Origin of the sequence: Dyella sp. LX-66, assembly GCF_018599165.1 — a bacterium.
Classification (GTDB): domain Bacteria; phylum Pseudomonadota; class Gammaproteobacteria; order Xanthomonadales; family Rhodanobacteraceae; genus Dyella_D; species Dyella_D marensis.
In genome coordinates, this window is record NZ_JAHFVJ010000001.1 from 328,198 (window position 1) to 351,008 (window position 22,811).

Sequence of the window (22,811 nt, forward strand, 5' to 3'; positions counted from 1 at the left end):
AAACGGCATCGGCGGCGTGCCGCTTTCTGCTCAAAACGGGTTTATCGCCGTCGCGCGCCATCGGCAATTTCTTGCGAATAGATGGTGGAGCCAGCCGCTGTCCGGGCGGCACTCAGGCCTCGCTGAAACAGCGTGCTGGCGTAGGTTGGGGTGAGCCGGAGGCGAACCCCAACATCGGGCGCATCGCATCGTTGGGGTTCGCCTGCGGCTCACCCCCAACCTACCCGGCTAAGCGGCGATGAGCGGCTTCATCGCCTCATGCAGCCAGGTCCATTCGTTGCCGGCCTGGAGCTCTTCGCCACGCAGCACGGCGAGCAGTTCCTGATAGCGCGCGGATCGTCCGTAATGCTGCCGGTACTGCTCCATCTGCCAGGCCATGAAAGCCTGATCGGGTTCGCGCTGCATCGCGCGCGCCGATTGCTCCAGCCATGCATTGGCAATCGCCGCGCCGCTTGGCGAGGTTGGCGATTCGCCGCGGTCGATGGCGTCGCGCACTTTCGCCAAGGTGGCGTTCGACGCTTCGATGTACGTACTTTGATCGAAACCGTCGTCCCACGCCTTCGCCATGTTCTGCCGCGTTTCCTCGATAAAAGCGCGGTCCGTGAGCATCGCCGCGAGTTCGTTCCACGCATCGATCTGCCGCGGCGTCAGTTCATCCGGAAGCTCGGGCAAGTTTGCCGCGATCATCTGCTGCCGCCATGCGGCGTCGATCGGCGCGCCCTCGGTCACGCTGTCGAAAAAGCCCTCGATCAGCTGGCGGAATTGCGTCTGGGAAAGTTGCGTCATGGTCCAAAGTCTCCGTAGGTCGGCCTCGCCGGGTTCCGGAGATCGCAAGGTGGCGCGCAGCACCGAAGCGATGCGCTGTTGCGCCGCGATCTCCGCTTCGAGCGTTTCCAGCCGTACACGCAGCACGTCGGTCAGCGACAGCCGCCGCGACAGGATCCTGCCGATCGCCTCCAGGCCAATGCCCGCTTCACGCAAGGCGCGGATCAGATCCAGCCGCGCGACATCCGCATCGGTGAATACGCGATAGCCGCCGAGCGTGCGCCCCAGCGGAGGCAGCAGGCCTTTGTCCGCGTAGAAACGGATCTTGCGCACGGCGCAGCCGCTGAGCCTTGCAAGCTCGCCGATCGTGTACGTCTTCTCGCTCATGCGGGCATCCTGCGGGCTCCACTTGGTGGAGAGTCAAGCACGCGGCGCTGTGGAGTTTCAGGCTTTCAGCAAGGCCTGGTAATCGGGACTGAGTTCCGCCAGCACCACCAGCGCCGCGGCGCCCAGCGCCACGCAATCGGGGCCGGCCGTGCCCAGCCGCAGGCGTTCGTGGCCGCGATCCGCACGCGCACTCACCGACGGATACAGCGGGAACGCCGCCTCGATCAGCCGGCGCAGGATGTCGTCGGACAAGGTGCCACCGACCAGCACCGTTTCCGGATCGAGCAGGGATTCGAGCACGTTCACCGCGTGGCGCAATGCGGGCACCGCTTCGGCGAGCCAGCGCTCGATGCCGGCAGCGTGGCGCGGGTCGGCGAGGTCCACATCGTTGAGGCTCTGGTCCGCGCCGATGCCCAGATGCTCCAGCAGCGACGCGCCGGAGACATAGCGCTCCAGGCAACCCTGCTTGCCGCAATAACACGGCTTGCCGTCGGGCCTGACGATCACGTGGCCGATTTCGCCCGCATTGCGCCAGTGGCCGGAGTACAGGCGGTTATCGAGATAGAAGCCCGAACCCAGGCCGTGCCCGAAGAACAGGTAGGCGAAATCGCGCAGCGCGCCGGCGATGCCGTACAGCCGCTCGCCCATCGCCGCTGCGGTGGCGTCGTTCTCCAGCAGCACCGGCAAGCGGGTCAGTTCGCGCAGGCGCGCGAGGCTGGCCGCATCGTCCCAGCCCGGCATGCTGGTGGGGCCGACCGCGCTCATGCCTTCCACGCCGAACGGGCCGGGCAAGGCGATGCCGATGCCGAGCAGGCGGTCCGGCGGCAGGTTGGCGCGGAAGGTCTCCACCGTGCCGGCCAGCAGCGGCAGCGCTTCGGCGAAGCTGGGATAGCTGACCGCATGCACGCGGCGGCCGCGCGTATTGCCTTTCAGGTCCAGCAGCACGGCCAGTACCTGGTGCTGCTCCACATGGAAGCCGACCGAGAAGCCGCCGTCCGGATTGATCGACAGCGGGATCGGCGGCTGCCCGCGCGCGGTCTTTTCCGGCGCGTGGGTGGTCAGCATCGACTCGGCAACCAGCTCGGCCACGATGTTGGAAATGGTCTGCGCGGTGAGCGAAGTCAGCCGGGTGAGGTCCGCCCGGGTCAGCCGCCCCGCCTGCCGGATCGCCGCCAGCACCACCCGGCGGTTGTGCAGGCGGGCGTGCTCGAGGTTGGTGCCCGTGACGGGGCGGTTGGACCGTGACGAATTTTGCATCGCTGGCTGGAGTTCTTCCGTGCGGGGGCGCGGGTGCCGGGACATTTTACGGGCGGTTCGGACCGGGAAAGCCCGATCTGGCGCGATTCCGGACTGAGACTACACCCGGCCCGATTAATTTCTTCAACTTGAATTAATAGAAATCCTGTGTTCTGCTTGGCCCCGACCCGCCCGGCCCACCGGGCGTTCCGCACTGTCGTTTGCTGTACCCGGAGCCTCCGAGCACATGCAAGACCCGACGTCCCCCAACCCCGACGCACCGCGGCTGAAGCCCCTGCTGGGCCTGCCCTCTGCCATCGCGCTCAACATGAGCCAGATGTGCGGCGCCGGCCCGTTCATCACCATTCCGGCGATGGTGGCGGTGATGGGCGGCCCGCAGGCTTGCCTGGGCTGGCTGCTCGGCGCCCTGCTCGCCCTGTGCGACGGCCTGGTCTGGGCGGAACTGGGCGCGGCCCTGCCCGGCTCGGGCGGTACCTACGTCTATCTGCGCGAGGCCTTCGGCAAGCGCACCGGCACCCTGCTGCCCTTCCTGTTCGTGTGGACGGCGATGCTGTTCATCCCGATGACCATGGCCACCGGCGTGATCGGCTTCGTGCAGTACGCCGGCTGGCTGTGGCCGGGCATGACGCCGATGCAGGGGCATCTGCTGGGCCTGGCGCTGATCTGGCTCACCGTCGCGGCGCTGTGGCGCAGCACCGGTTCGATCGGCCGTCTCGGCATCGTGCTGTGGGCGATCATGCTGGCCAGCATCGGCTGCCTGATCGTCGCTTCGCTCACGCATTTCAGCGCCGCGCGCGCCTTCACCCTGCCGCCCGGCGCGTTCGACTTCGGCGGCGCCGCGTTCTGGCTGGGCCTGGCCGGCAGCCTCACCATCGGCACCTACGATTACCTCGGCTACAACACCACTGCTTATATCGCCGCGGAGCTGAAAGACCCAGGCCGCACCCTGCCCGCGTCGATCGTCTATTCGATCCTCGGCATGTTCGCCGTGTACTTCACCATGCAGGTCGGCATGCTCGGCGTGGTCGACTGGCACCGCATGCTGGACACCAGCTCGGCCGCCTACAACTCCATCGCTTCGGTGGTGCTGGCCGAAACCTGGGGCGATACCGCGGCGCGCGTCGTCACCGTGCTGATCCTGATCACCTGCGCGGCCTCGGTGTTCGCCGGCGTGCTGGGCGGTTCGCGCGTGCCTTACGAAGCGGCGCGCGACGGCGTGTTCTTCCGCGCCTTCGCCGGGCTGCATCCGCGCCTGGGCTTTCCTACCTGGGGCCTGCTGGCGATGGGCGTGCTCACCTCGCTGGGTTTTGCCGTCGGGCGCGCCACCTCGCTGACCACGCTGATCCAGCTGCTCACCACGGTGATGATCCTGGTGCAGTCGATCGCGCAGATCGCCGCGCTGTTCGCGCTGCGCCGGCAGCGTCCCGCGCTGCAGCGTCCTTATCGGATGTGGCTGTATCCGGTGCCCGCGCTGATCGCGCTGGCGGGCTGGAGCTACATCTACGTTTCTTCCAATGCCAATGCGTCGGGTGCGTATCCGATCCAGTGGTCGCTCGCCTGGCTGCTGCTGGGTTCGGTCGCGCACCGGCTGTGGTCGCGCGCGCACGGCCTGCGCACGGAGCATGCATGAACCAGCCGTCTTCCACCGCCCCGGCGAACGGCGCGCGCACGCTGCTGGCGATCGACGTCGGCGGCACCAAGACACAGGCGGCCAGCTACGACATCGCCTCCGGCACGCTGCGCCGCTGCCGCCTGGAAACGCATGCGCCGAATCTGCGCGGCGCTGCGGCACTGCAGCGGCTGATCCAGGGCGTGCAGCGCGAACTGGCGATCGACGGGGCCACGCCGCTGCTCGGCATCGCCTCCGTGTTCCCGGGCGTGATGCGCGGCCAGCACCTGCTGCTGGCGCCGAACACGCCGGGCCTGGAAGGCATGAACCTGTTCGACGAACTCGCATCCGCGTTCGCGTGCACCAGCATCACGCTCGACAACGACGTCAAAGCCGGCGCACTCGCCGAACACGCCTGGGGCGCGCTGCGCGGCAGCGATCCGAGTCTCTATCTCAACGTCGGCACCGGCCTCGCCGCCGCCGCGGTGATCCACGGCGAGGTCTATCGCGGACGCAACGGCGCCGCGCTGGAGATCGGCTACCAGCTCACCCCGGCCACCAGCGTGCTTGCGCCGGAACTCTGGCGCGGCTGGCGCGACGGCGTGGCGCCGATGGAAAGCGCCTTCTCCGGCGCCTCGCTCGATGCACTCGCACGCCAGGCCCTGGGTGAGCACAGCCGCGCCGAAGACCTGTTCGCCAGCGACGACCCGAAGATCCGCCACGAACTGCAGCGCCGCATCCACGCACTCGCGGCGCAGCTGGTGAACCTGGCGATCGCGCTGGACGTGGAACGCCTCGCCATCGGCGGCGGCATCAACCGCCAGTTCGCGCTGTTCGAAGCCACGCTGTCCGGCCTGATGGACCGCCTGGTGCCGTTTCCGCCGGCACTGGCCCGCGCACGCTTCGCCGACGACGCGCCGCTGTGGGGCGCGCTGGAACTCGCACGCCGCGCAGCGGCACTGCCGCCACTGCCTGCATCGCTGTTCGAAGACATCACCAACGGCTCAGCGGAACCGTCCGCCGCGCCGTCCCGAAACATGCCGCACCCGATCACGCCACCTTAGGCCGGCACGGCGGCGCGCCGCGGGGGGAGCCGCACGCGCAGCGATCGTCCGGAACCGAACACGCACGAACGTTGGGGAGAACCTGTCATGCCGTACCGGATGTCTGTTTTGACGGCGGCCATCGCCGCCAGCCTGTTCTGCACCGCACCGCGCGCCAGCGCGCAGGACGCCACGCCCACGCCGGCACCCGCCGCGCAAACCAGCCAGAACGCTGCCGGCAAGAGCGCCACCGACCCGAAGAACGTCAAGGACCTGGCCGGCGTCACCGTCACCGGCATCCGCGCCAGCATGGCCAAGTCGCTGGACACCAAGCGCGATGCCGATGCCATCGTCGATGCCATCACCGCCGAAGACATCGGCAAGTTCCCCAGCACCAATGTCGCCGAAGCGATGGCGCAGATTCCCGGCGTCACCATCGACCGCCGCTTCGGCCAGGGCGAGCGCGTCAGCATCGACGGCACCGACCCCAGCCTCAACCTCACCTTCCTCGACGGCCATCCGGTGGCGCAGACGCCGTGGCTGGTCGGCGAGCAGCCCAACCGCGGCTTCGACTACACCTTGCTGGCGCCGGAAGTGCTCGGCCGCCTGGAAATCTACAAGTCGCCGGAAGCACGCCTGCCCGAAGGCAGCATCGGCGGCACGGTGGTGATGCACACGCGCGAACCGCTGGACCTGAAAGCCAACACCGTCACCGGCACGGTTGGCTACAACTACGGCGACCAGGCCGACAAGGGACGCCCGAACGCCTCGGTGCTGTACAGCTGGAAGAACCCCAGCTCCACCTTCGGCGCGATGATCTCGGCCTCGCATTACGAGGAGCAGACCGACCGCCAGGGCACCGAGATCTTCAACTACGAGTCGATGAATGACGCCGCGCAGGTCAGCCCCTACGTGGCCGGCCTGCTCGCCAGCGGCAAGGTGCAGGGCAGCGACCTGATGCCCGATTCGCTCAACGCGGCCTGGTTCCAGCAGCACCGCAAGCGCGACACCGTCACCGCCACCGTGCAGTACAAGCCCACCGACCGCATCGAGCTGCGCGCCAGCGCGCTGTACGTGCGCGAGAACTTCAGCAACTTCGAGCAATCGCTGTATTTCCAGGGTCCCGAGCAGAACCTCGACGGCTTGCAGGCGCCAGCCCAGCAGGGCGTGATCCGCGGCGGCCACGTGTGCGGCAACGATCCGGTGAACTGCGCACCGACCATCTACCTGGATTCCTTCGCACGCAAATCCATCGTCACCACCAAGGGGCTGGACCTGCAAGGCAGCTACCGCGGCGACGGCTGGAACCTCAGCGGCCAGGCCGGCGCCAGCAAGGCCAGCAATACCTTGCAGGAGTACTACCTGGGCTTCCTCTACGGCGGCGCCTACGCCTGGGACATCAAGCGCGGCATCCATTTCGACGACCCGTCGGCCGCGCGCGATCCGGCCAACTGGATCTCGCCGAACGGCAGCGACAGCCTGCTGCGCAATCCGCTGTCCTCGCGCGACGTCTACGGGCAGCTCGATTTCAGCAAGGACTTCGACGGCGCGGTGAACCAGCTGCTGATCGGCGCGCGCTACACGCGCCACAACGAAGGCTCGGACTACCGCTCCTACGCCCAGGGCATCACCAACGGCACGCTGGCCGACGTGGGCAGCATCAGCTACACCGACTTCCTCAACAGCAGCAACTTCTCCGGCTTCTCCGCCGACCAGCGCCGCCACGTGCAGACCAGCAACGGCGCCGAGCTGGCCTGGATCGACCACAGCCCGGTCGACTACTCCGACGTCAGCGCCGCCAACTACATCAACGGCACCTGGCAGGTGCGCCAGGAAGCCGAGGCGCTGTACGCCCAGGGCAATTTCGCCTTCGACTCGCTGCGCGGCAACTTCGGCGTGCGCTACGTACATACCAAGATCGACGGCACCTACATCCAGGCCATCGGCGCGCCGGTGTATCCGGTGCCCGGCGACTGGCACCGCACGTCAAAAGCCACCTATAACGACTGGCTGCCGGCCTTCAACCTGGCCTACGACACCCAGCACGACGTGGTGCTGCGCTTCTCCGCCGCCAAGGTCATCTCGTGGGCGCCGTACAACCAGCTGGTGCCCAACACCTTCCTCAACGACGACATCCTCAACGGCACCGGCGGCAACAGCGGACTGCAGCCGTACAAGTCCTACAACTTCAATGCCTCGGCGGAGTGGTACTTCGATACGCAGTCGGTGCTGGCGGCCTCGGTGTTCTACAAGCACGTGCTCAACTACATCGACCAGGTGGCCAAGATCGAGCGCCAGTACAACAGCTTCAACGACAGCGACCACGACAACTTCGTGCAGAAGTACGTCAACGGACAGCTCGGCAACTGCGACGTGTCCGGCTTCTGCGACTACACGGTGATCCGCCCCTACAACGCCGGCGCCGGCAAGATCCGCGGCTTCACCCTGAACTACCAACAGCCGTTCGGCAGCTCCGGCTTCGGCCTGTCGGCGAACTACACCTACACCCATGCGCGCAACAGCGCGGGCGAATCGCTGCCGTACAGTTCGGACAACGCGGTGAACCTCAGCCCCTACTACGAGAAGGGCCCGCTGTCGGCGCGCCTGATCTACGGCTGGCGCAGCAAATACCTGGCCGGCGGCTTTATCGCCGGCGCCGCGCCGGCCACCGTCGATGCCTATACCGAACTGGACGCCAGCTTCGGCTGGACCTTCAACCCCAACTTCTCGGTGACCCTGGATGCGATGAACCTGCTGGACGAGAAATACTTCCAGTACCAGGACACCAAGCGCGAACCGCTCAACACTTACACCACCGGGCGCCGCTATATGCTCAATGCCCACTTCAAGTTCTGATGCGGACATGACCCTGCGCACGCTCTGCTTTACCGCCCTGTTTTCCAGTTCGTGCCTGGCATTTGCACAAGGCAGCGAACCGCCGCTGATTCCCCGACCCTCAACGGTGGAAGCACGCGACGGCCAGCTGGCCATTGGCCCCGTGGCGATGCTGCGCGTCGACCCAGACGACGCTTCCTCTCTCCGTGTCGCCCGGATCCTGGCGCAAATGCTGACGCGAAACGGTGGCCCGTCCCTGCACGTCGCCGATGGACCGGCGGCGCGGGGACGGGCGGCCACGGAAACCGCCGGCATCGTGATCCGCCTGGATCCGCAGGCAGCCGTGGCGCAACGCGAAGGCTATGTGCTCGACATAACGGAAAACGGCGCCAGCCTCACCGCGCGGGATGAAGCGGGGCTGTTCTATGGCGCCATGAGCCTGGCGCAGTTGCTTCTACCCACCGGCGAGCGGCAGATGGCCGTGGTGCCCGCCGCGCACATCGCCGACTGGCCGCGCTTCGGCTGGCGCGGACTGATGATCGACTCCGCGCGGCATATGCAGAGCATGCCGGAGCTGGAACGCATCCTCGACCAAATGGCATTGCACAAGCTCAACACGCTGCATTGGCATCTGAGCGACGACCAGGGCTGGCGTATCGAGATCAAGCGCTATCCGGAACTCACGCGCACCGGCGCCTGGCGCACGCCGCCGGGCGCCGGCACGAACGGCGAACCGACGCGCTATGGCGGCTTCTATTCGCAGGACGATATCCGCCACATCGTCGCCTATGCGGCGGAACGCCATATCACCGTGGTACCCGAGTTGGACATGCCCGGGCACGCGCAGGCGGCAGTGGCTTCGTATCCCGAGTACGGCGTGACCGGGCAGCGTCCCGCCGTTTCCGGGGACTGGGGCATCAACCCGTATCTCTACAACGTCGACGAGCCGACCCTGCATTTCCTGGAAAACGTGCTCGACGAAGTGATGGAGCTGTTTCCCTCGCGCTATATCCATCTCGGCGGTGACGAAGCGATCAAGGACCAGTGGGAAGCTTCGCCCGCGGTGAAGGAGCGCATGCGTGCGCTGGGACTGAAGAATCCCGAGCAGTTGCAGAGCTGGCTGATGGGCCGGCTCGGGCGCTATCTCGACCAGCATGGCCGCCGCCTGATCGGCTGGGACGAAATCCTCGAAGGCGGCGTGCCCGGGGATGCGGCGGTGATGTCCTGGCGCGGCACCAAGGGCATCGACAAGGCGACGCGCGCCGGACATGACGTGGTGGTGGCGCCGGATCCCTACCTCTACTTCGATTACGTGCAGAGCAGCCGCCTCGACGAAACCGCCGGCCGCCTGCCCGTGCAGACGCTCAAGAGCGTCTACAGCTTCGACATCCTGCCGCCTGGGCTTCCGGCCAGGCAGGCCGCCCGCGTGCTCGGCGCGCAAGCCAATGTGTGGAGCGAGCACATGCCCCGCGCGGCGCACCTCCAGCACGCGATCTTCCCGCGCCTGGACGCACTCGCCGAGAACGCCTGGACGCCCGCGGCACGCCACGATTGGGCGAGCTTCCTGCAGCGCCTGCCGGTGCAGCTGGCGCGCTACCGCCTGGAGGGCGTCGCCTACGGCGACAGCGCCTATGCCGTCGATATCGACGTCGATCGCGCGCAGGCCCTGCGCGACGGCAAGGCCAAGGTGCACCTGGCCAACCAGGTCGGCAGCGGCGATATCCGCTACACCCTCGACGGCAGCGAGCCTTCGACGATCTCGACGCTGTACCAGAAGGATTTCAGCATCGCGCTGCCGGCCACCATCAAGGCCACCACTTTCTCCGCCGATACCGTGCCCTTGGCGGCCACCCGCGTGCGCATGCTCGACGAGGCCACGCTCCGCCGCGCCGACGGCGGCGAACTGAAGGCCTGCCCCGCCAAGGACATCGACGAGATGCGCGCGCAGCCATCGCCGGATGCGACGTCGCTGCAGCCCGTCTACGTCATCAACAACTTCGACACCTGCCGCCTGACGCCCGCACTCCATGCAGACGGCATGCAGGCACTGACGATCGAACTGGCACGCCTGCCGCGCAATATCGCCCTCGCCCACGATGCCCACCTGATCGTGCCGCGCAAGGCCGCGACGCCGTATGGCGAACTGGAACTGCGGCTCGACCGCTGCGATGGCAAACCACTCGCCGTGCTGCCGCTGCCCGATCCGGCCACCTCGCCCGCGCAGTTCGCGCTGAGCGCACCGTTGTCCGCCAGCGGCGCGCATGCCTTCTGCCTGATCGTCACCGGCGCGCCCGCCAACCCCTACTACGGCGTGGGCAGCGTGCAACTCGGCAAGGCGCCCGTCGCCAACGGCACGCGCCCATGACCGCACGCCTCGCCTCGATCGACGCCCTGCGCGGCTGCATGGTCGCTGCCATGCTGCTGGTCAACGATCCGGGCGACGAAAGCCACGTCTATGCACCGCTGGCGCATGCGGCATGGCATGGCTGCACGCCCACCGACCTGATCTTTCCGTTCTTCCTGTTTATCGTCGGCGTGTCGACCGCGCTGGCGTTCGAGCCGAAGCTGGCGCAGGGCGTGCCGCGCGAACAACTGCTGCGTACGGCGCTGTTGCGCGCCGCACGCATCGTCGCCCTGGGCCTGGCCATCCATCTGCTCGATGTATGGGTCTCCGACAGCCATCTGCGCGTCCCCGGCGTACTGCAACGCATCGGCCTGTGCTTCGCGGCGGCGAGCGCATTCGCGCTGTATAGGGGGCCGCGCACGTGGTGGGCCGCCATCGCGGCGCTGGCGCTCGGCTATTGGGCCTTGCTGCTGGCCGGCGGCACGCTGGAACCGTTCGGCAACCTCACCGACCGCATCGACACCTTCGTGTTCGGCCATGGCGCTTACCAGTTCGATGTCGCCACCGGCCGCGGCCACGACCCGGAAGGCCTGCTCAGCACCCTGCCCTCGCTCGCCACGTGCCTGGCTGGCCTGTGGGCAGGCCACGTGCTGCGCGCGGGCCGAACGCGGCAGCTCATGACGGCCGGCATCGCCCTGGCCGCCTTGGCCTGGCTGTGGTCGTACGCGCTGCCGTTCAACAAGCATCTGTGGACGTCTTCGTTCGCGCTATGGACGGCCGGCCTGGCGATGATCGCGCTCTGGCTGTTCCACACCCTGGTCGACCGGCGCGGCTGGCCGCCGCTCGGCCGCCGCTTCGGCGTCAATGCCGTTGCCGCCTACGCGGGTGCGGAAACCATGCAGACGCTGATGCCGCTGGTGCTGAAACCGGAGACCCAGGCGGCCGTGCTGAACGGGTGGGCGGCCGCATGGCAGATCGATCCGCGCATCACCTCGCTAGCCTGCGCACTGGCTTTCGTGTGCCTGTGGTGGCTGGTCGTGTATGCGCTGGATCGGCGCAGGATCTATATCAAACTCTGATGCCGCATCAGCGCCTGGTAGGTTGGGGTGAGCGCAAGCGAACCCCAACGTGCGCTCGATATCGCGTCGCCTCTGTTGGGGTTACGGGCTGCGTCAGCAGCCCGCCCTCCGGGCCATCCGCTACACGGATGTTCGCTACGGCATCCTGCCTTCGCTGTCGCCTTCGGCTCACCCCAACCTACGTGGGGCGAGCCTGCAGATTGGCTCAGAACGTGTACCGCAGCGTCGCCTGCACCGACCAGCGCGACTGCGCGCGGTCGTCTTCCAGCACATAGCCGCCGCTGTTGAAGTTGCCGTTCTTGTCGGTGGGCAGCGCATACACGTACTTGCCGGTCGCCGGATCGACACCCGCGAAGTTGGCAAGGCTGCGCATATACGGATAGCCCACGTCGCGCACCTGGCCCCAGCGCTTGTTCACCATGTTCAACACGTTGAACAGATCCAGGCGCAGCTCGCCCTTGTTGCCCTTGAACAGGCCGGGGATTTCCTGGCGGAAGGCCAGGTCCAGCTCGTTCACCCACGGCGAATGCGCACCGTTGCGGCCGGCCACCTTGCCCTGGTGGTCGCGCAGATAATCGTCGCGCTGGATAAACGCGTAGAACTGGTCGATCGCCTGCTGCGGCGTGCCCTTCTGGAACTGCACTTCGCCTGCACGCGGGATGTACATCAGCCCGGGCGGCGCCGACAGGCCGGCCGGCTTGATGCCGCTGACGTCGTTGCCGAACACCCAGCTGTACGGCTGGCCTGTATGGCCGTCGTAGAACGCGCTGATGCTGGTGGTGTAGTCGCCGAAGAAGCGGTGCTGCCAGGTCAGCGAGGCGATCACGCGGCGCGCGATCTCGAAGTTGCTGTGGCTGGCCTTGTCCGCGTTCGGCTGATACACCGCGTCGTTCGCCCAGGTGCTGGCGGCCACTTTCTCGTTGCCGGAGCTGACGTCGGTGGAGCGGCCGAACACCACGCCCAGCGAGCCGGACCAGTCGGAGTCGGCGGTGAACGGGCGGGTGAGCTTCAGCGTCAGGTAATCGGCCGAGCCGTTGCGGGTATTGCTCAGATAGATGACGTTGCCGAAGCGCTGGTCGCGGTTGGCGCGCGCCACCGCGCAACTGCGGTCGGCCGTGGCGCACAGCGACTGGCCGGTGGGGCTCTTGCCGTTGACCAGGAAGGCGTTCGGGTCGGTGGTGTTCCAGTAGCTCAGGCGGCCGTCGGGCAGCGCGCCGTTGGCCTGGCCCAGGTTGAGGTCCTGGAAGTACACGGCGTCGCGCGTGGACAGATGCTCCACCTCGGCGGTGAACACCGTGTTCCACCACGGCAGCTGGCGATCGAAGCCCAGGCTGGCCTTCCACACCGAGGGCATGCGGAAGCGCGCATCGGTCACGTCCACTTCCGGCGAGCCGCCCTTGCGCGCGCCGGCCGGGATCAGCGGGTTGTTCGGATCGGCCGAGAAACCCACGCCATTGGAGGCCGAGTAGCTGGTAAGCGACACGCCGTTATTGGTGTACGGGTTGGACAGCCACACGCCCGGAGGCGCGCCTTCGGACAGGCCCACGCCGCCGCGCAGCTGCATCGCGCGTTCGCCGTCGAAGCTGTAGTTGAAGGAGATGCGCGGCTCGAACAGGCCGTTGCCGTCGAAGCTGGCATGGTTCGGCGTGCCCGGATAGGCGGCATTGAACACCGGGTTGGCCAGCGGCGTGCTGCCCACCTTGGGCAGGTCGTAACGGAAGCCGTACTGCAGCGACAGGTTGCCGATCTGCCAGGTGTCCTGCGCGAAGAAGCCCCACTGGTTGAGCGTCCAGCGCGCGGCGATGCTCTGCAGGTTGCCGTCGGTGGGCCGGAACACGGAGTACTGGAACCAGTTGCCGGCCGCGAAGGCGTCGATGCTGGGGAAGGTATACGCGCCGAACTCGGTGCGGCCGAACAGGTTGTAGAACTTGTCGCGCTGGAAGTCGAAGCCCACCTTCACGCTGTGGTCGCCCAGCGCCCAGGTGCCGGCAAAGAAGGTATTGAGGCTCTTGATGTTGAGGATGTTGTAGTGGCGGAACTCTTCCTCGCCCAGGTACACGCTCGGGCCGGTGATGGTGCTGCCGCTGATGTTGCCATTGGTGAACACGCGCACCTGCGGCTGCTGCGCGAACGGCACCGGCGTGGCGTCATAGGTGGTGTAGGACACCGCCGCCTCGGTGGAGAAGCTGTCGGTCCACGCATCGTACGCATTGAGCACGTACTGCTTGCTCTCGCGGTGCTTGGTGAACCAGTAGCTGGAAAGGCTCAGGCTCGGCGTGGTGGATGAGGTGCTGTAGCCGTTGAGGTTGGGCTGAGTGCTCTTCACGCGGTCGAAGCGGAAGCTCACGCGGTGGCCGTCGGCGATGTTCCAGTCCAGCTTGAACAGCGCGCGCTTCTCGTCCTGGTCGGCGCCGGCGGCATTGACCACGCCGGGCTTCATGCCGAGCTGGCTGGCGATCTGGCTGATGCGGTCGATGTCGGCCTGGGCGATCGGCACGATATTGCCCTTGCCCGAGCCCTGCGGGCCGAAGTTCGGCGCCGCGGCAATGGTCTTGGACTCCTCGACGTTGGCGAAGAAGAACAGCTTGTCCTTGATGATCGGGCCGCCGAAGGTGGCGCCGCCGGTCCACTGGCGCTTGTAGCCGGTGAACGGGTTGCCGGCGCGGTCCTTGCCCACCCAGCCGTCCGCATTGCGGTAGGCGTAGTAGGTCGAGCCGTGGAAATCGTTGGTGCCGCTCTTGGTGACGATATTGATCGATGCGCCCACCGCGCGCTTGTTGGCCACGTCGTAGTTGGCGGTGGAGATGTTGTATTCCTCGATCGCATCCAGCGCCACCGGCTGGTTGAGCGCCGGCAGGCCGTTGTCTTCCAGGCCGAACGAATCGTTGGTCGGCACCGCGTCGATGCTGATGTTGTTGTAGCGGCTGTTCTGGCCGAGCGCGGAGATCTCGCCCTTGCTCTTGTTGGTTACCGTGATCATCGGGTCCATCCGCGCGATGTCCTGGATCGAGCGGTTGGGAATCGGCAGCACCTTCAGCTCGCGCTGCGAGACATTGGTGCTGATGCCCTTGGCGTCCGGCTGGAAGATCTGCGCCATCGCCACCGCCGAGCTGTCGGCGCTGACCTGCACGCCCTGCAGGTTGGTGGCATTGGCCGCGGCGGCGCCCAGGCTCAGGTCCAGCGTGGTCTCCTGCGCCAGCTGCAGGTATACGCCGTCCTTCTCGGCGGAAGCCTGCCCGTCCTTGCTCACGGTGATATCGAACGGACCGCCCACGCGCAGGCCCTGCGCCTTGTAGCGGCCATCGGCATCGGTGCTCACCACCTGGGTGGTGCCGGAGGGCACGTGCACGATCTGCACGCGCGCGCCGGCCACGGGCTGGCCCGCCGCGTCGAGCGCGCGGCCGCTGAGCGAGGAGGAGGTGTTCTGCGCGAAGGCCGGAGCGGCCAGCAGCGAGGCAATGACGAGCGGCAACAGCCGCGCGCGCGGACTGACGTTCATGTCGTTCCTTTCCCTTTGTTCGGCGGACAGGCCGCCCCCAGAAAGCCGCCCAAAACGGGTGGCGAAAGCGCCGAAGGTTAGAGGGGGTTTGTGACGGCGCGGTGATGTGTGCGTCACAGAGCCGGAAGCACAGCGCCTCCGCCGCGCCGGCTCAGGGCATGCCGGCCTGTGCCGCTGCCGTGTGCTGCGGCAGGCTCATTTCGAAGCGCGCCCCGCCCAGCGGCGAGTCATCGGCTCTTAGTTCGCCACCCTGCGCGCGGATCGCCCGCAGCGCGATCGCCAACCCCAGGCCGACACCGCCGGTGTCGCGGTCACGGCTGCGGTCCAGGCGGTGGAAGGGCTCGAAGATGGCCTTGCGGTCGTCGGGGGCGATGCCGATGCCGTTGTCGTCCACGCGGATCAGCAGCGCGCCGCCGGCCAGCCCGGCCGCGATGACAATGCGCCCGTGACCGTAGCGCATCGCATTCTTCACCAGGTTGATCAGGGCGCGCGCTGTAAGCCGCGGGTCGCAGACGATCTGCGGCGAAGGCAGGTCCAGGCGCACCTCGCAGTGCACCTCCAGCAGTTCCATCTCCAGCGCCAGTCCGCCGACCACGCTGTCGATCAGCTCGCCCAGATGCACCGGAAGGCGTTCGGGCGCGCGGCCCGGCTGCTCCAGAGCGCCGTAGGAGAGCAATTCGGCCACCAGCTGATCCAGCTCCGCCACGTCGCGCGCCAGCGCATCGGCATGGCGCTGCCGCTCTTCATCGGTGCGCGCGCCGCGCAGCAGGGCCAGCCCGAAACCGAAGCGCGCGATCGGCGTACGCAACTCGTGCGAGATCGCATGGATCATGTCGTTCTGGGTCGACACCAGGATCTGGATCCGCGCCGCCATGCTGTCGAAACGCCGCGCCAGCGGCGCGATGCTGGAACGCTCGGACAAACCGGCGCGCACCTGCAGCTGGCCTTCGCCGAAGCGGTCCGCGGCGGCGCGCAACCGCTCCAGGTCCAGCCAGTGCGGCCGCAGCCACAGGAACAAGCCGCCGAACAGCACGACGGCGATCACCAGCCAGGCGAGCACCTGGAACAGCGTCACCACCAGATCCGACGGCGCCGGCTTGCCCACCAGCAACAACCGGCTCGGCGGCAGCGTGGCCGCTACTTCACCCGAGGCACGCGTGACCACCAGGCCATGGTCGAGCTGCTGCGCCTCCTTGGCATCCGGCGCCCACGCGTCCCGCGGCACCAGCCTGAAATCGATCAGCGGCAGCGGCGCGCGGCGCGCCAGGAGGCCGCTCTCGCGCTCACTTTCCGGCAAGGCCAGCACCTGCTCGCGCGCCAGGTACAGCGTGGTGCGGATGTTGTCCGCGTCGGAGCCGCTTTCGCCGAACACGAACAGCCGCTGCATGCCCGGCACCACCGCCAGCGCGCTTACCAGCACGGCCAGCACCACCAGCAAATACAGCTTGTAGAAACTGCGCAGCATGCCGGCCTCAGTCTTCCCACGCATACGGATTGAACAGGTAGCCGCGGCCCCATACCGTCTTGAACTTCTGCGGCTCCTGCGCCATGTCGTCGAAGCGGCGGCGCAGGCGCGACACGCCGGCGTCGATGCTGCGGTCCAGGCCGTCGAACTCGATGCCGCGCAGTTGCTTCATCAGGTCATCGCGGCTCAGCACCTGGCCGGGCGCATGGGCGAAGGCCAGCAGCAGGTTGTACTCGCTGGTCTTCAGCTCCACCGGCTGCTCCTTCCAGCGCACGTCGCGCGCCAGCTCATCGATCGACAGATGGCCGAAGACGAGCCTGGCAAGCCGCGCTTCTTCCTTCGGCGTGGGGCGCTCGGCGCCGCGGCGCATGATCGCGCGCAGCCGCGCCAGCAGCAGGCGCGGCTCCACCGGCTTGAGCACGTAGTCGTCGGCGCCGATCTCAAGGCCCGCCACCTGGTCGATGGTGTCGGCGCGCGCGGTGAGCATCAGGATCGGCCGGTCGGTGATCTGGCGCAGCAGGCGGCACACCTCCACGCCGTCCATGCCCGGCAGCATCAGGTCCAGCACGACCACGTCGGGATCGATCTGGCGAAAGCTGGCCACGGCGGTATCGCCGCGCCCGGTGACATGCACGTCGAACTCGTAGCCGCAGAGAAACTCCTGGATCAGCAGCGCCAGGCGCCTGTCGTCCTCGATGAGCAAAAGCTTGTGCATGGCGGGGCCGGGCAAAAAGACGGCGCAACGTAGCACTGCCACCGGCCCCGGACAACGCAATGGCGTGGGCGAATTTGTGCGTATTTGTGCGATGGCGCGGCGCGGTTACACAAACACACAATCTCGCGCAAATCTTCCACAGCCTTGGACCGCCGGTGCTTCTTAGGATCGCCACTCCCCCACCTGGAGTGCCCCATGAAGAACCGTTCCATCGCTTTCGCCACCCTGCTCGCCGCGCTGAGCGGCGCCGCGCACGCCCAGACCGAGCCGACCTCGCGCTTCGCCTCCGAGTCGGCCTATGTCGGCGGCGGCGCCGCGTATGCGCCGCGCTATGCGGGCAGCAAGGACTATCGCCCCACGCCGCTGGTCGAGGCCTCGGTGCTGTTCAAGAACGGCATCTTCGCCGACACCGCGCAGGGCGTCGGCTATCGGCTGAAATTCACCGAGAGCTTCTACGCCACCGCGGCCTTGGGTCTGGACCCCGGCCGCAAGGACAAGGACGACGTGGCGCGCCCCGGCTCCGACTACCTGCACGGCATGGGCGACATCAAGGCCACCGCGCTGGCCAATGTCGGCGTCGGCTACCGCTTCGGCGACCGTGCCGATCTCGCCGTGCTGGTCAGCAAGCCGCTGGGCCATACCGAATACGGCATGAGCGCGCACCTGATCGGCCACGTGGTCGCCTGGCGCGGCGACCGCGACAGCATCGATCTGAGCGGCACGCTGGATGCGGGCAACCGCGACTACAACCAGACCTATTTCGGCGTCAGCACCGCACAAGCCGCCAGCAGCCGCTTCGCGGCCTTCAGGCCGGGCAACGGCCTGTATGCGGCGTCGGCCAGCGCCACCTGGACGCACCAGTTCAACGCGCACTGGTTCACCCGTGCCTCGCTCGGCGCTACCCGCTACCTGCGCGATGCCGGCCGCAGCCCGATCGTGCAGGAACGCACCAACTACCTGGCGGCGGTGTCGCTGGCCTACCGCTTCTGAGCCGGGGAGAGCGCCGATGACATCCGCAAACGCCTGGCGCGCCGGCCTGCTGGCTGCCTTCGCCCTGCTCGCCGGCTGTGCCGAGCAGCCGCCCATACGCGAAAGCCACCGTGAAATCCTCACCTGCAGCAGCGAGGCCTATGGCATGCGGCGCTGCGCGGCGGACGGGCGCGTGCTGCGCGTGCGCCTGTGGCAGCGCCTCTCGGAAGCCGACTGCGACTACCGCGAAAGCTGGGGCTGGAACCGCGACGGCATCTGGGTCGACAAGGGTTGCCGGGCGGAATTCGAAGTGACCACGCGCTAGCGGGCTGGACGTCCGTCCTAGCCGGTGTGGCCGGATTCCGGGCGCGTGGCGCGCCATGCGATGCTACGCGCCACGCGATACCGCGCCTTACGGGAAGCCGTCGCCTTGTCCTTCCTGCGCCTCTACCTGCGCGTGCTCGGCCTGCTGGCGCCGGAGCGCAAGCTCGCCATTTCGCTGGCGCTGGCCAACCTCGCGCTGGCCGGCGTGTTCTTCCTGGAGCCGGTGCTGTTCGGCCGGGTGGTCGATGCGCTGGCCGCGCCTTCCGCCAGGAGCGCGCCGCGCCTGATCGCGTGGTGGGCCGCGGTGGGCTTCGGCGGTGTGCTGGCCGGCGTGTGGGTGTCGCTGCATGCGGACCGCCTCGCGCATCGCCGCCGCCTCGCCGCGATCGCGCTGTTCTTCGAGCATGCCGCGGCGCTGTCGCTGGGTTTCCACAGCGAGCACCACACCGGCCGCCTCGCGCGCATCATGAACAACGGCGTGGGCAATCTGTTCGGCCTGTGGCTGGGCTTCTTCCGCGAGCAGCTGGCCACCTTGCTGGCAATCGTGGTGATGATCCCGCTGGCGCTGTGGATGAACTGGAAGCTGGCCCTGCTGATGGTGGCTCTGATGCTGAGCTTCGCCACGTTCAACGCGGTGGCGGTGCGCCGCACGCACCGCGCGCAAGGTGAAGTGGAGGAACTGCACCACGAGATCGCCACGCGCGCCGGCGACGTATTCGGCAACGTGACGGTGGTGCAGAGCTTCACCCGCCTGGCCGCCGAATCGGCTGCATTGAAAGACATGATGCGCCGCGTGCTGGATGCGCAGTATCCGGTGCTGCGCGGCTGGGCCATCCTCTCCGTGCTCAACCGCGCGGCGAGCACGCTCACCATCGTGGCGATCTTCGCGCTGGGCAGCGCGCTGCATGCGCGCGGCGAGGTGACGGTGGGCGGCATCGTCAGCTTCGTGGGTTTCTCGATGATGCTGATCGGCCGCCTGGAACAGTTGGCTAATTTCATTTCCGGCCTGTTCTTCCAGAGCCAGTCGCTGCGCGATTACTTCGCCGTGCTGGACGAACGCCCCGGCGTGGTCGACGCCATCGGCGCGAAAGACCTGCCCGCGGTGCGCGGCGAAGTGGCGTTCGAACACGTGAGCTTCGGCTACGACCCCGTACAGCCCGCACTGCACGACCTGAGTTTCCGCGCCGAACCCGGCTGCACCATCGCCCTGGTCGGCCCCACCGGCGCCGGCAAGACCACCGCCCTGAGCCTGCTGTACCGCGCCTACGACCCCAGCGGCGGCCGCATCACCATCGACGGCCACGACATCCGCGACATCACCCTGGAATCCTTGCGCTGGAACGTAGGCGTGGTATTCCAGGACCCCGGCATGTTCTACCGCTCCATCCTCGACAACCTGCGCGTAGGCAAACCCGACGCCGACCACGCCGAAATCGAGGCCGCCGTAGTCGCCGCGGAAGCAGCGGCGTTTATCGCGCGCAAACCCGAAGGCTACGAAACAATGGTGGCCGAACGCGGCCGCTCCCTGTCCGGCGGCGAACGCCAGCGCCTGGCCATTGCCCGCGCGATGCTCAAGAACGCCCCGATCCTGGTGCTGGACGAAGCAACCAGCGCCCTGGACAACACCACCGAAGCACGCATCCAGAAAGCGCTGGATGCCCTGACACGCGGCCGCACAACCTTCGTCATCGCACACCGCCTTTCCACAGTACGCAACGCCGATCTGATTCTGGTACTGGATCAGGGAAGACTGATCGAACAGGGCCGTTTCGAAGAACTAATTCGGCGCGGCGGCCTGTTCGCCCGGCTGGCCGAGGAAGGAAAGTTTGCGCCGGATGCGGAAGAGGTGAAGTAAGCCTTCGATGCGGCTCCACCGCGAGCCCCGGCCCCTCACCCTGCCCTCTCCCCGGAGGGGAGAGGGGTGAAGTGGTGAGGTATGCAGGGGCGAAGAGCAGAAGCTGGCCGCAGTTCTTGAACGTCCTCTTCGCCACGGCACGTTGAAGAACCCGCTACGTAAACGCACAGTCGTTTCGTATAGACCCAGGTTAATCAGGTTACCGCAGCCGCCCACCGCTCCTTCTAGTCGCGTCGCGAGCAGTTGCTCTTAGGCCATTTCTTTTGGGTTACTTTTTCTCTAGGTCCCCCTTGAGGGGATTGGGCCAGCAAAGAAAAAGTGACCCGGGCGCCGGCAGGTGCACGGAATGCCCGCTGCATAAGCGGCCAAATCGCGCTATCGCGACAATCGAACGTGGTCGTTACTGGATCCCGGCCTACGCCGGGATGACGAGCAAGTCGCAATGACGAGCACTACCCGTGCTTACGGAAGTACAACCACGCCGCGACAGCCAAAATCACCGCCGGCAACAAATTAGCCAACATCGGCGGCACGCCATACACAGTGCCGAAATTCACCATCGCCTTCTGCAGGAAGTACCAGCCGATAGCCAGCAGAATGCCAATAAACATCCGCTTACCCAAGCCACCCGAGCGCAGCGTCCCAAACGCAAACGGCATCGCACACAACACCAGCACCAACACATTCAGCGGATACAACGCCCGCGTCCAAAACGCCACCGCATACACACCAGGATTCTGGTTATTCGCCTCCAGATAGCGAATATTCCGCCGCAAATCGCGCATAGGCAGATACTGCGGCTGAATCACCGACTGCTCCAGCACCTGCGGATTCAAACTCGAATCCCACTGCTCCTTCGGACTCACCTTGCTATGCGTGCCCGCATCATCCAGCGTAGTGCTGCGCACGTCGCTCATGATCCAGTGGCGGCCATCGTGCTCGGCGGTCTTGGCCCAATCGAAGCGGGTGAGCTGGCCGTCCTTGCTCAGCGTGAACACGCGCACGTCCGCCAGCTGCACCGTGCTGCGCTCCTCGTGCTGCTTGGCCATGGCGGCCTTGGCATTGATCACGCGGTCGCCGTCGCGCGCCCACAGGCCCATGTTGCCGGCCATGCCGATATTGCTGGACTTCATGCGCAGCTGCATCGCCTGCGCCTGGCGGTCGCCCCACGGCGCGGCCGTCTCGCCCAGGATCACCACGCCCAGGATCATCGCCGCCACCACGCCTACCGCGGAGACGCCGATGCGCAGCTTGGACATGCCCGCGGCGCGCAGCGCGGTCAGCTCGCCGCTGGCGGCCAGGCCGCCGAGGCCGAGCAGGCCGCCGATCAGCGCCGAGTGGCCGAACATCTCGTACATGCGGCGCGGGAAGGTGACCAGGATGTACACCACCGCATTGGTCAGCGTGTAGCCGTTCTTGCCCACCGAGGCGAGCTGGCGCAGGAACTGCAGCACCGCGTCCAGGCCGGTGAGCAGCAGCCACACGGTGAGCAGCGAGCCGAGCACCGTGGTGCCGATCAGCCAGTCCACGCGCTTGAGCCGGAGCGACACGGCCATCACGCTTTGGCCTTGCGCGGGGCGCGCGCCACGTACTGGCTGCGGAACATCCACGCGGCGCCGCCCAGGATCAGCAGGCTCACCAGCCACAGCGGCCCGGCGTTGTGCCAATGGCCCTTGATGATCTGGCCGCGGCACAGGGCCAGCAGGTTGAAGTAGAGGAAGAACGCGGCCACCGCCAGCATCATGCGGCCGTAGCGCGGCTCGCGCGGGCTCTGCTTGGACATCGGCAGCGACATCATCATCAGCACCACTGCCATCAGCGGCACGGTGATGCGCCAGGCGAACTCGGCGCGGGCGTCCGCGCTGGTCACGCGCGACAGCGCGATGGTGTCCAGCGTATGCGCGGGATCTTCGTCGCTGTCGTCGTTCTGCACGTTGGAAAGCGCGGCGTCGTTGCGCGCGTAGTTCATCTTGCGCCAGTTGTCGGCGCCGAGCGGGATCTCGTATTGCCAGCCGTCGTGCAGCGACAGATAGCGGCCATCGCCGCTGGTGTCCTGATAGAGCTGGCCGCTGCGGCCGGTGACCACTTTCAGCACCGCCGGGCCGTTGTCCTTGCCGGGGCGCTCGGTGACCATCAAGGTGTTGCCCAGCACGCTGCCGTCGCGGCTCAGGCTGTCGACGAAGATGATGCCGCCCTTGCCCGGCAGCTGGGTGAAGCGGCCGGCGTCGAGGCCGGCGGCGATCACCGAGCGGTTGGCATTGGCCACCAGCGCGTCCGAGGTGCGCGCGGCCCACGGCCCCAGCCACATCGACACGATGCCCGACAGCAGCGCCAGCCCCAGCGCCAGGATGCCCACCGGACGCAGCAGGCCCATCGGCCCCATGCCGGAAGATGCCAACACGTGCATCTCACTCTCGCGGTACATGCGGCCCAGCGCCCAGAACACGCCGAGGAAGCCAGCCAGCGGCAACAGATTGGACAGGCCGTCGAGCATGTTCAGGCCCAGCACCTGGAACATCACGCTGGCCGGAAAGCTGCCGTTCGCTACCTGCTGCAGCACGCGCGCGAATGCCGAGCCGGCCATGATGACCAGCAGCACGATAGCCACGGCGGCGACCGTCTGGGCCAGTTCCCGCAGGAAGTATCGGTCGAGGATGCTCAGCAT

At 67.2% G+C, this 22,811-nt stretch carries 15 protein-coding genes; 8 read left to right on the plus strand and 7 right to left on the minus strand.

All coding sequences use genetic code 11. The annotated features are described in order from the left end of the window. Window positions 1-228: 228 nt before the first annotated feature. Together KK141_RS01495 and KK141_RS01500 are read right to left on the minus strand one after the other, a co-directional pair. Window positions 229-1,152, minus strand: a complete 924-nt coding sequence (locus KK141_RS01495; RefSeq protein WP_214569703.1) for a MerR family transcriptional regulator — start codon at window positions 1,150-1,152, stop codon at window positions 229-231. 57 nt (window positions 1,153-1,209) lie between these two features. After that, window positions 1,210-2,409: an ROK family transcriptional regulator gene (locus tag KK141_RS01500; protein WP_214569704.1), complete on the minus strand. Its 1,200-nt coding sequence runs from the start codon at window positions 2,407-2,409 to the stop codon at window positions 1,210-1,212. Between the two features lie 226 nt (window positions 2,410-2,635). Here KK141_RS01500 and KK141_RS01505 point away from each other — a divergent pair, with 226 nt between their 5' ends. The 5 genes from KK141_RS01505 to KK141_RS01525 all read left to right on the plus strand — a co-directional run bounded on the left by KK141_RS01505 (window position 2,636) and on the right by KK141_RS01525 (window position 11,319). After that, complete coding sequence (locus KK141_RS01505; RefSeq protein ID WP_214569705.1) at window positions 2,636-4,039, plus strand: APC family permease; 1,404 nt, start codon at window positions 2,636-2,638, stop codon at window positions 4,037-4,039. After that, on the plus strand, window positions 4,036-5,082 hold the full coding sequence (locus KK141_RS01510) for an ROK family protein (protein ID WP_214569706.1): 1,047 nt from the start codon (window positions 4,036-4,038) through the stop codon (window positions 5,080-5,082). The genes KK141_RS01505 and KK141_RS01510 overlap by 4 nt, the downstream gene beginning before the upstream one ends. 87 nt (window positions 5,083-5,169) lie before the next feature. Beyond that, entirely contained in the window at window positions 5,170-7,917 is a 2,748-nt protein-coding gene (locus KK141_RS01515; protein WP_214569707.1) for a TonB-dependent receptor, read from the plus strand. A 7-nt stretch (window positions 7,918-7,924) separates the two neighbouring features. Further along, a complete protein-coding gene (locus tag KK141_RS01520; protein WP_214569708.1) occupies window positions 7,925-10,261 on the plus strand; it encodes a family 20 glycosylhydrolase in 2,337 nt (778 codons plus the stop codon). Continuing rightward, entirely contained in the window at window positions 10,258-11,319 is a 1,062-nt protein-coding gene (locus KK141_RS01525) for a heparan-alpha-glucosaminide N-acetyltransferase domain-containing protein (RefSeq protein WP_214569709.1), read from the plus strand. The genes KK141_RS01520 and KK141_RS01525 overlap by 4 nt, the downstream gene beginning before the upstream one ends. Before the next feature lie 205 nt (window positions 11,320-11,524). On the opposite strand, the gene KK141_RS01530 is transcribed toward KK141_RS01525, so the two are convergent. From KK141_RS01530 to KK141_RS01540, 3 genes are all read right to left on the minus strand, one after another. After that, on the minus strand, window positions 11,525-14,818 hold the full coding sequence (locus KK141_RS01530; RefSeq protein WP_214569710.1) for a TonB-dependent receptor: 3,294 nt from the start codon (window positions 14,816-14,818) through the stop codon (window positions 11,525-11,527). 151 nt (window positions 14,819-14,969) lie between these two features. Further along, window positions 14,970-16,283 carry an ATP-binding protein gene (locus KK141_RS01535; RefSeq protein ID WP_214569711.1) on the minus strand — a complete coding sequence of 438 codons (1,314 nt, stop codon included), beginning with the start codon at window positions 16,281-16,283 and terminating at the stop codon, window positions 14,970-14,972. Between the two features lie 7 nt (window positions 16,284-16,290). Then, on the minus strand, window positions 16,291-16,998 hold the full coding sequence (locus KK141_RS01540) for a response regulator (RefSeq protein ID WP_214569712.1): 708 nt from the start codon (window positions 16,996-16,998) through the stop codon (window positions 16,291-16,293). Window positions 16,999-17,193: 195 nt separating this feature from the next. On the opposite strand from KK141_RS01540, the gene KK141_RS01545 reads away from it, so the two are divergent. The 3 genes from KK141_RS01545 to KK141_RS01555 all read left to right on the plus strand — a co-directional run bounded on the left by KK141_RS01545 (window position 17,194) and on the right by KK141_RS01555 (window position 20,146). Then, the gene (locus KK141_RS01545; protein ID WP_214569713.1) at window positions 17,194-17,988 is read left to right on the plus strand and encodes a MipA/OmpV family protein; all 795 of its coding nucleotides are present in this window, start codon (window positions 17,194-17,196) and stop codon (window positions 17,986-17,988) included. A 16-nt stretch (window positions 17,989-18,004) separates the two neighbouring features. Then, window positions 18,005-18,292, plus strand: coding sequence for a DUF3011 domain-containing protein (locus tag KK141_RS01550; RefSeq protein ID WP_250901478.1), 288 nt, complete (start codon window positions 18,005-18,007; stop codon window positions 18,290-18,292). A 105-nt stretch (window positions 18,293-18,397) separates the two neighbouring features. Further along, window positions 18,398-20,146, plus strand: a complete 1,749-nt coding sequence (locus tag KK141_RS01555; protein WP_214569715.1) for a glucan ABC transporter ATP-binding protein/ permease — start codon at window positions 18,398-18,400, stop codon at window positions 20,144-20,146. A gap of 452 nt (window positions 20,147-20,598) precedes the next feature. Here the strand turns inward: KK141_RS01555 and lptG are convergent, their stop codons facing one another. Further along, window positions 20,599-21,702 carry an LPS export ABC transporter permease LptG gene (gene lptG / locus KK141_RS01560; RefSeq protein WP_214569716.1) on the minus strand — a complete coding sequence of 368 codons (1,104 nt, stop codon included), beginning with the start codon at window positions 21,700-21,702 and terminating at the stop codon, window positions 20,599-20,601. Then, complete coding sequence (lptF, locus tag KK141_RS01565) at window positions 21,702-22,811, minus strand: LPS export ABC transporter permease LptF (protein ID WP_214569717.1); 1,110 nt, start codon at window positions 22,809-22,811, stop codon at window positions 21,702-21,704. The genes lptG and lptF overlap by 1 nt, the downstream gene beginning before the upstream one ends.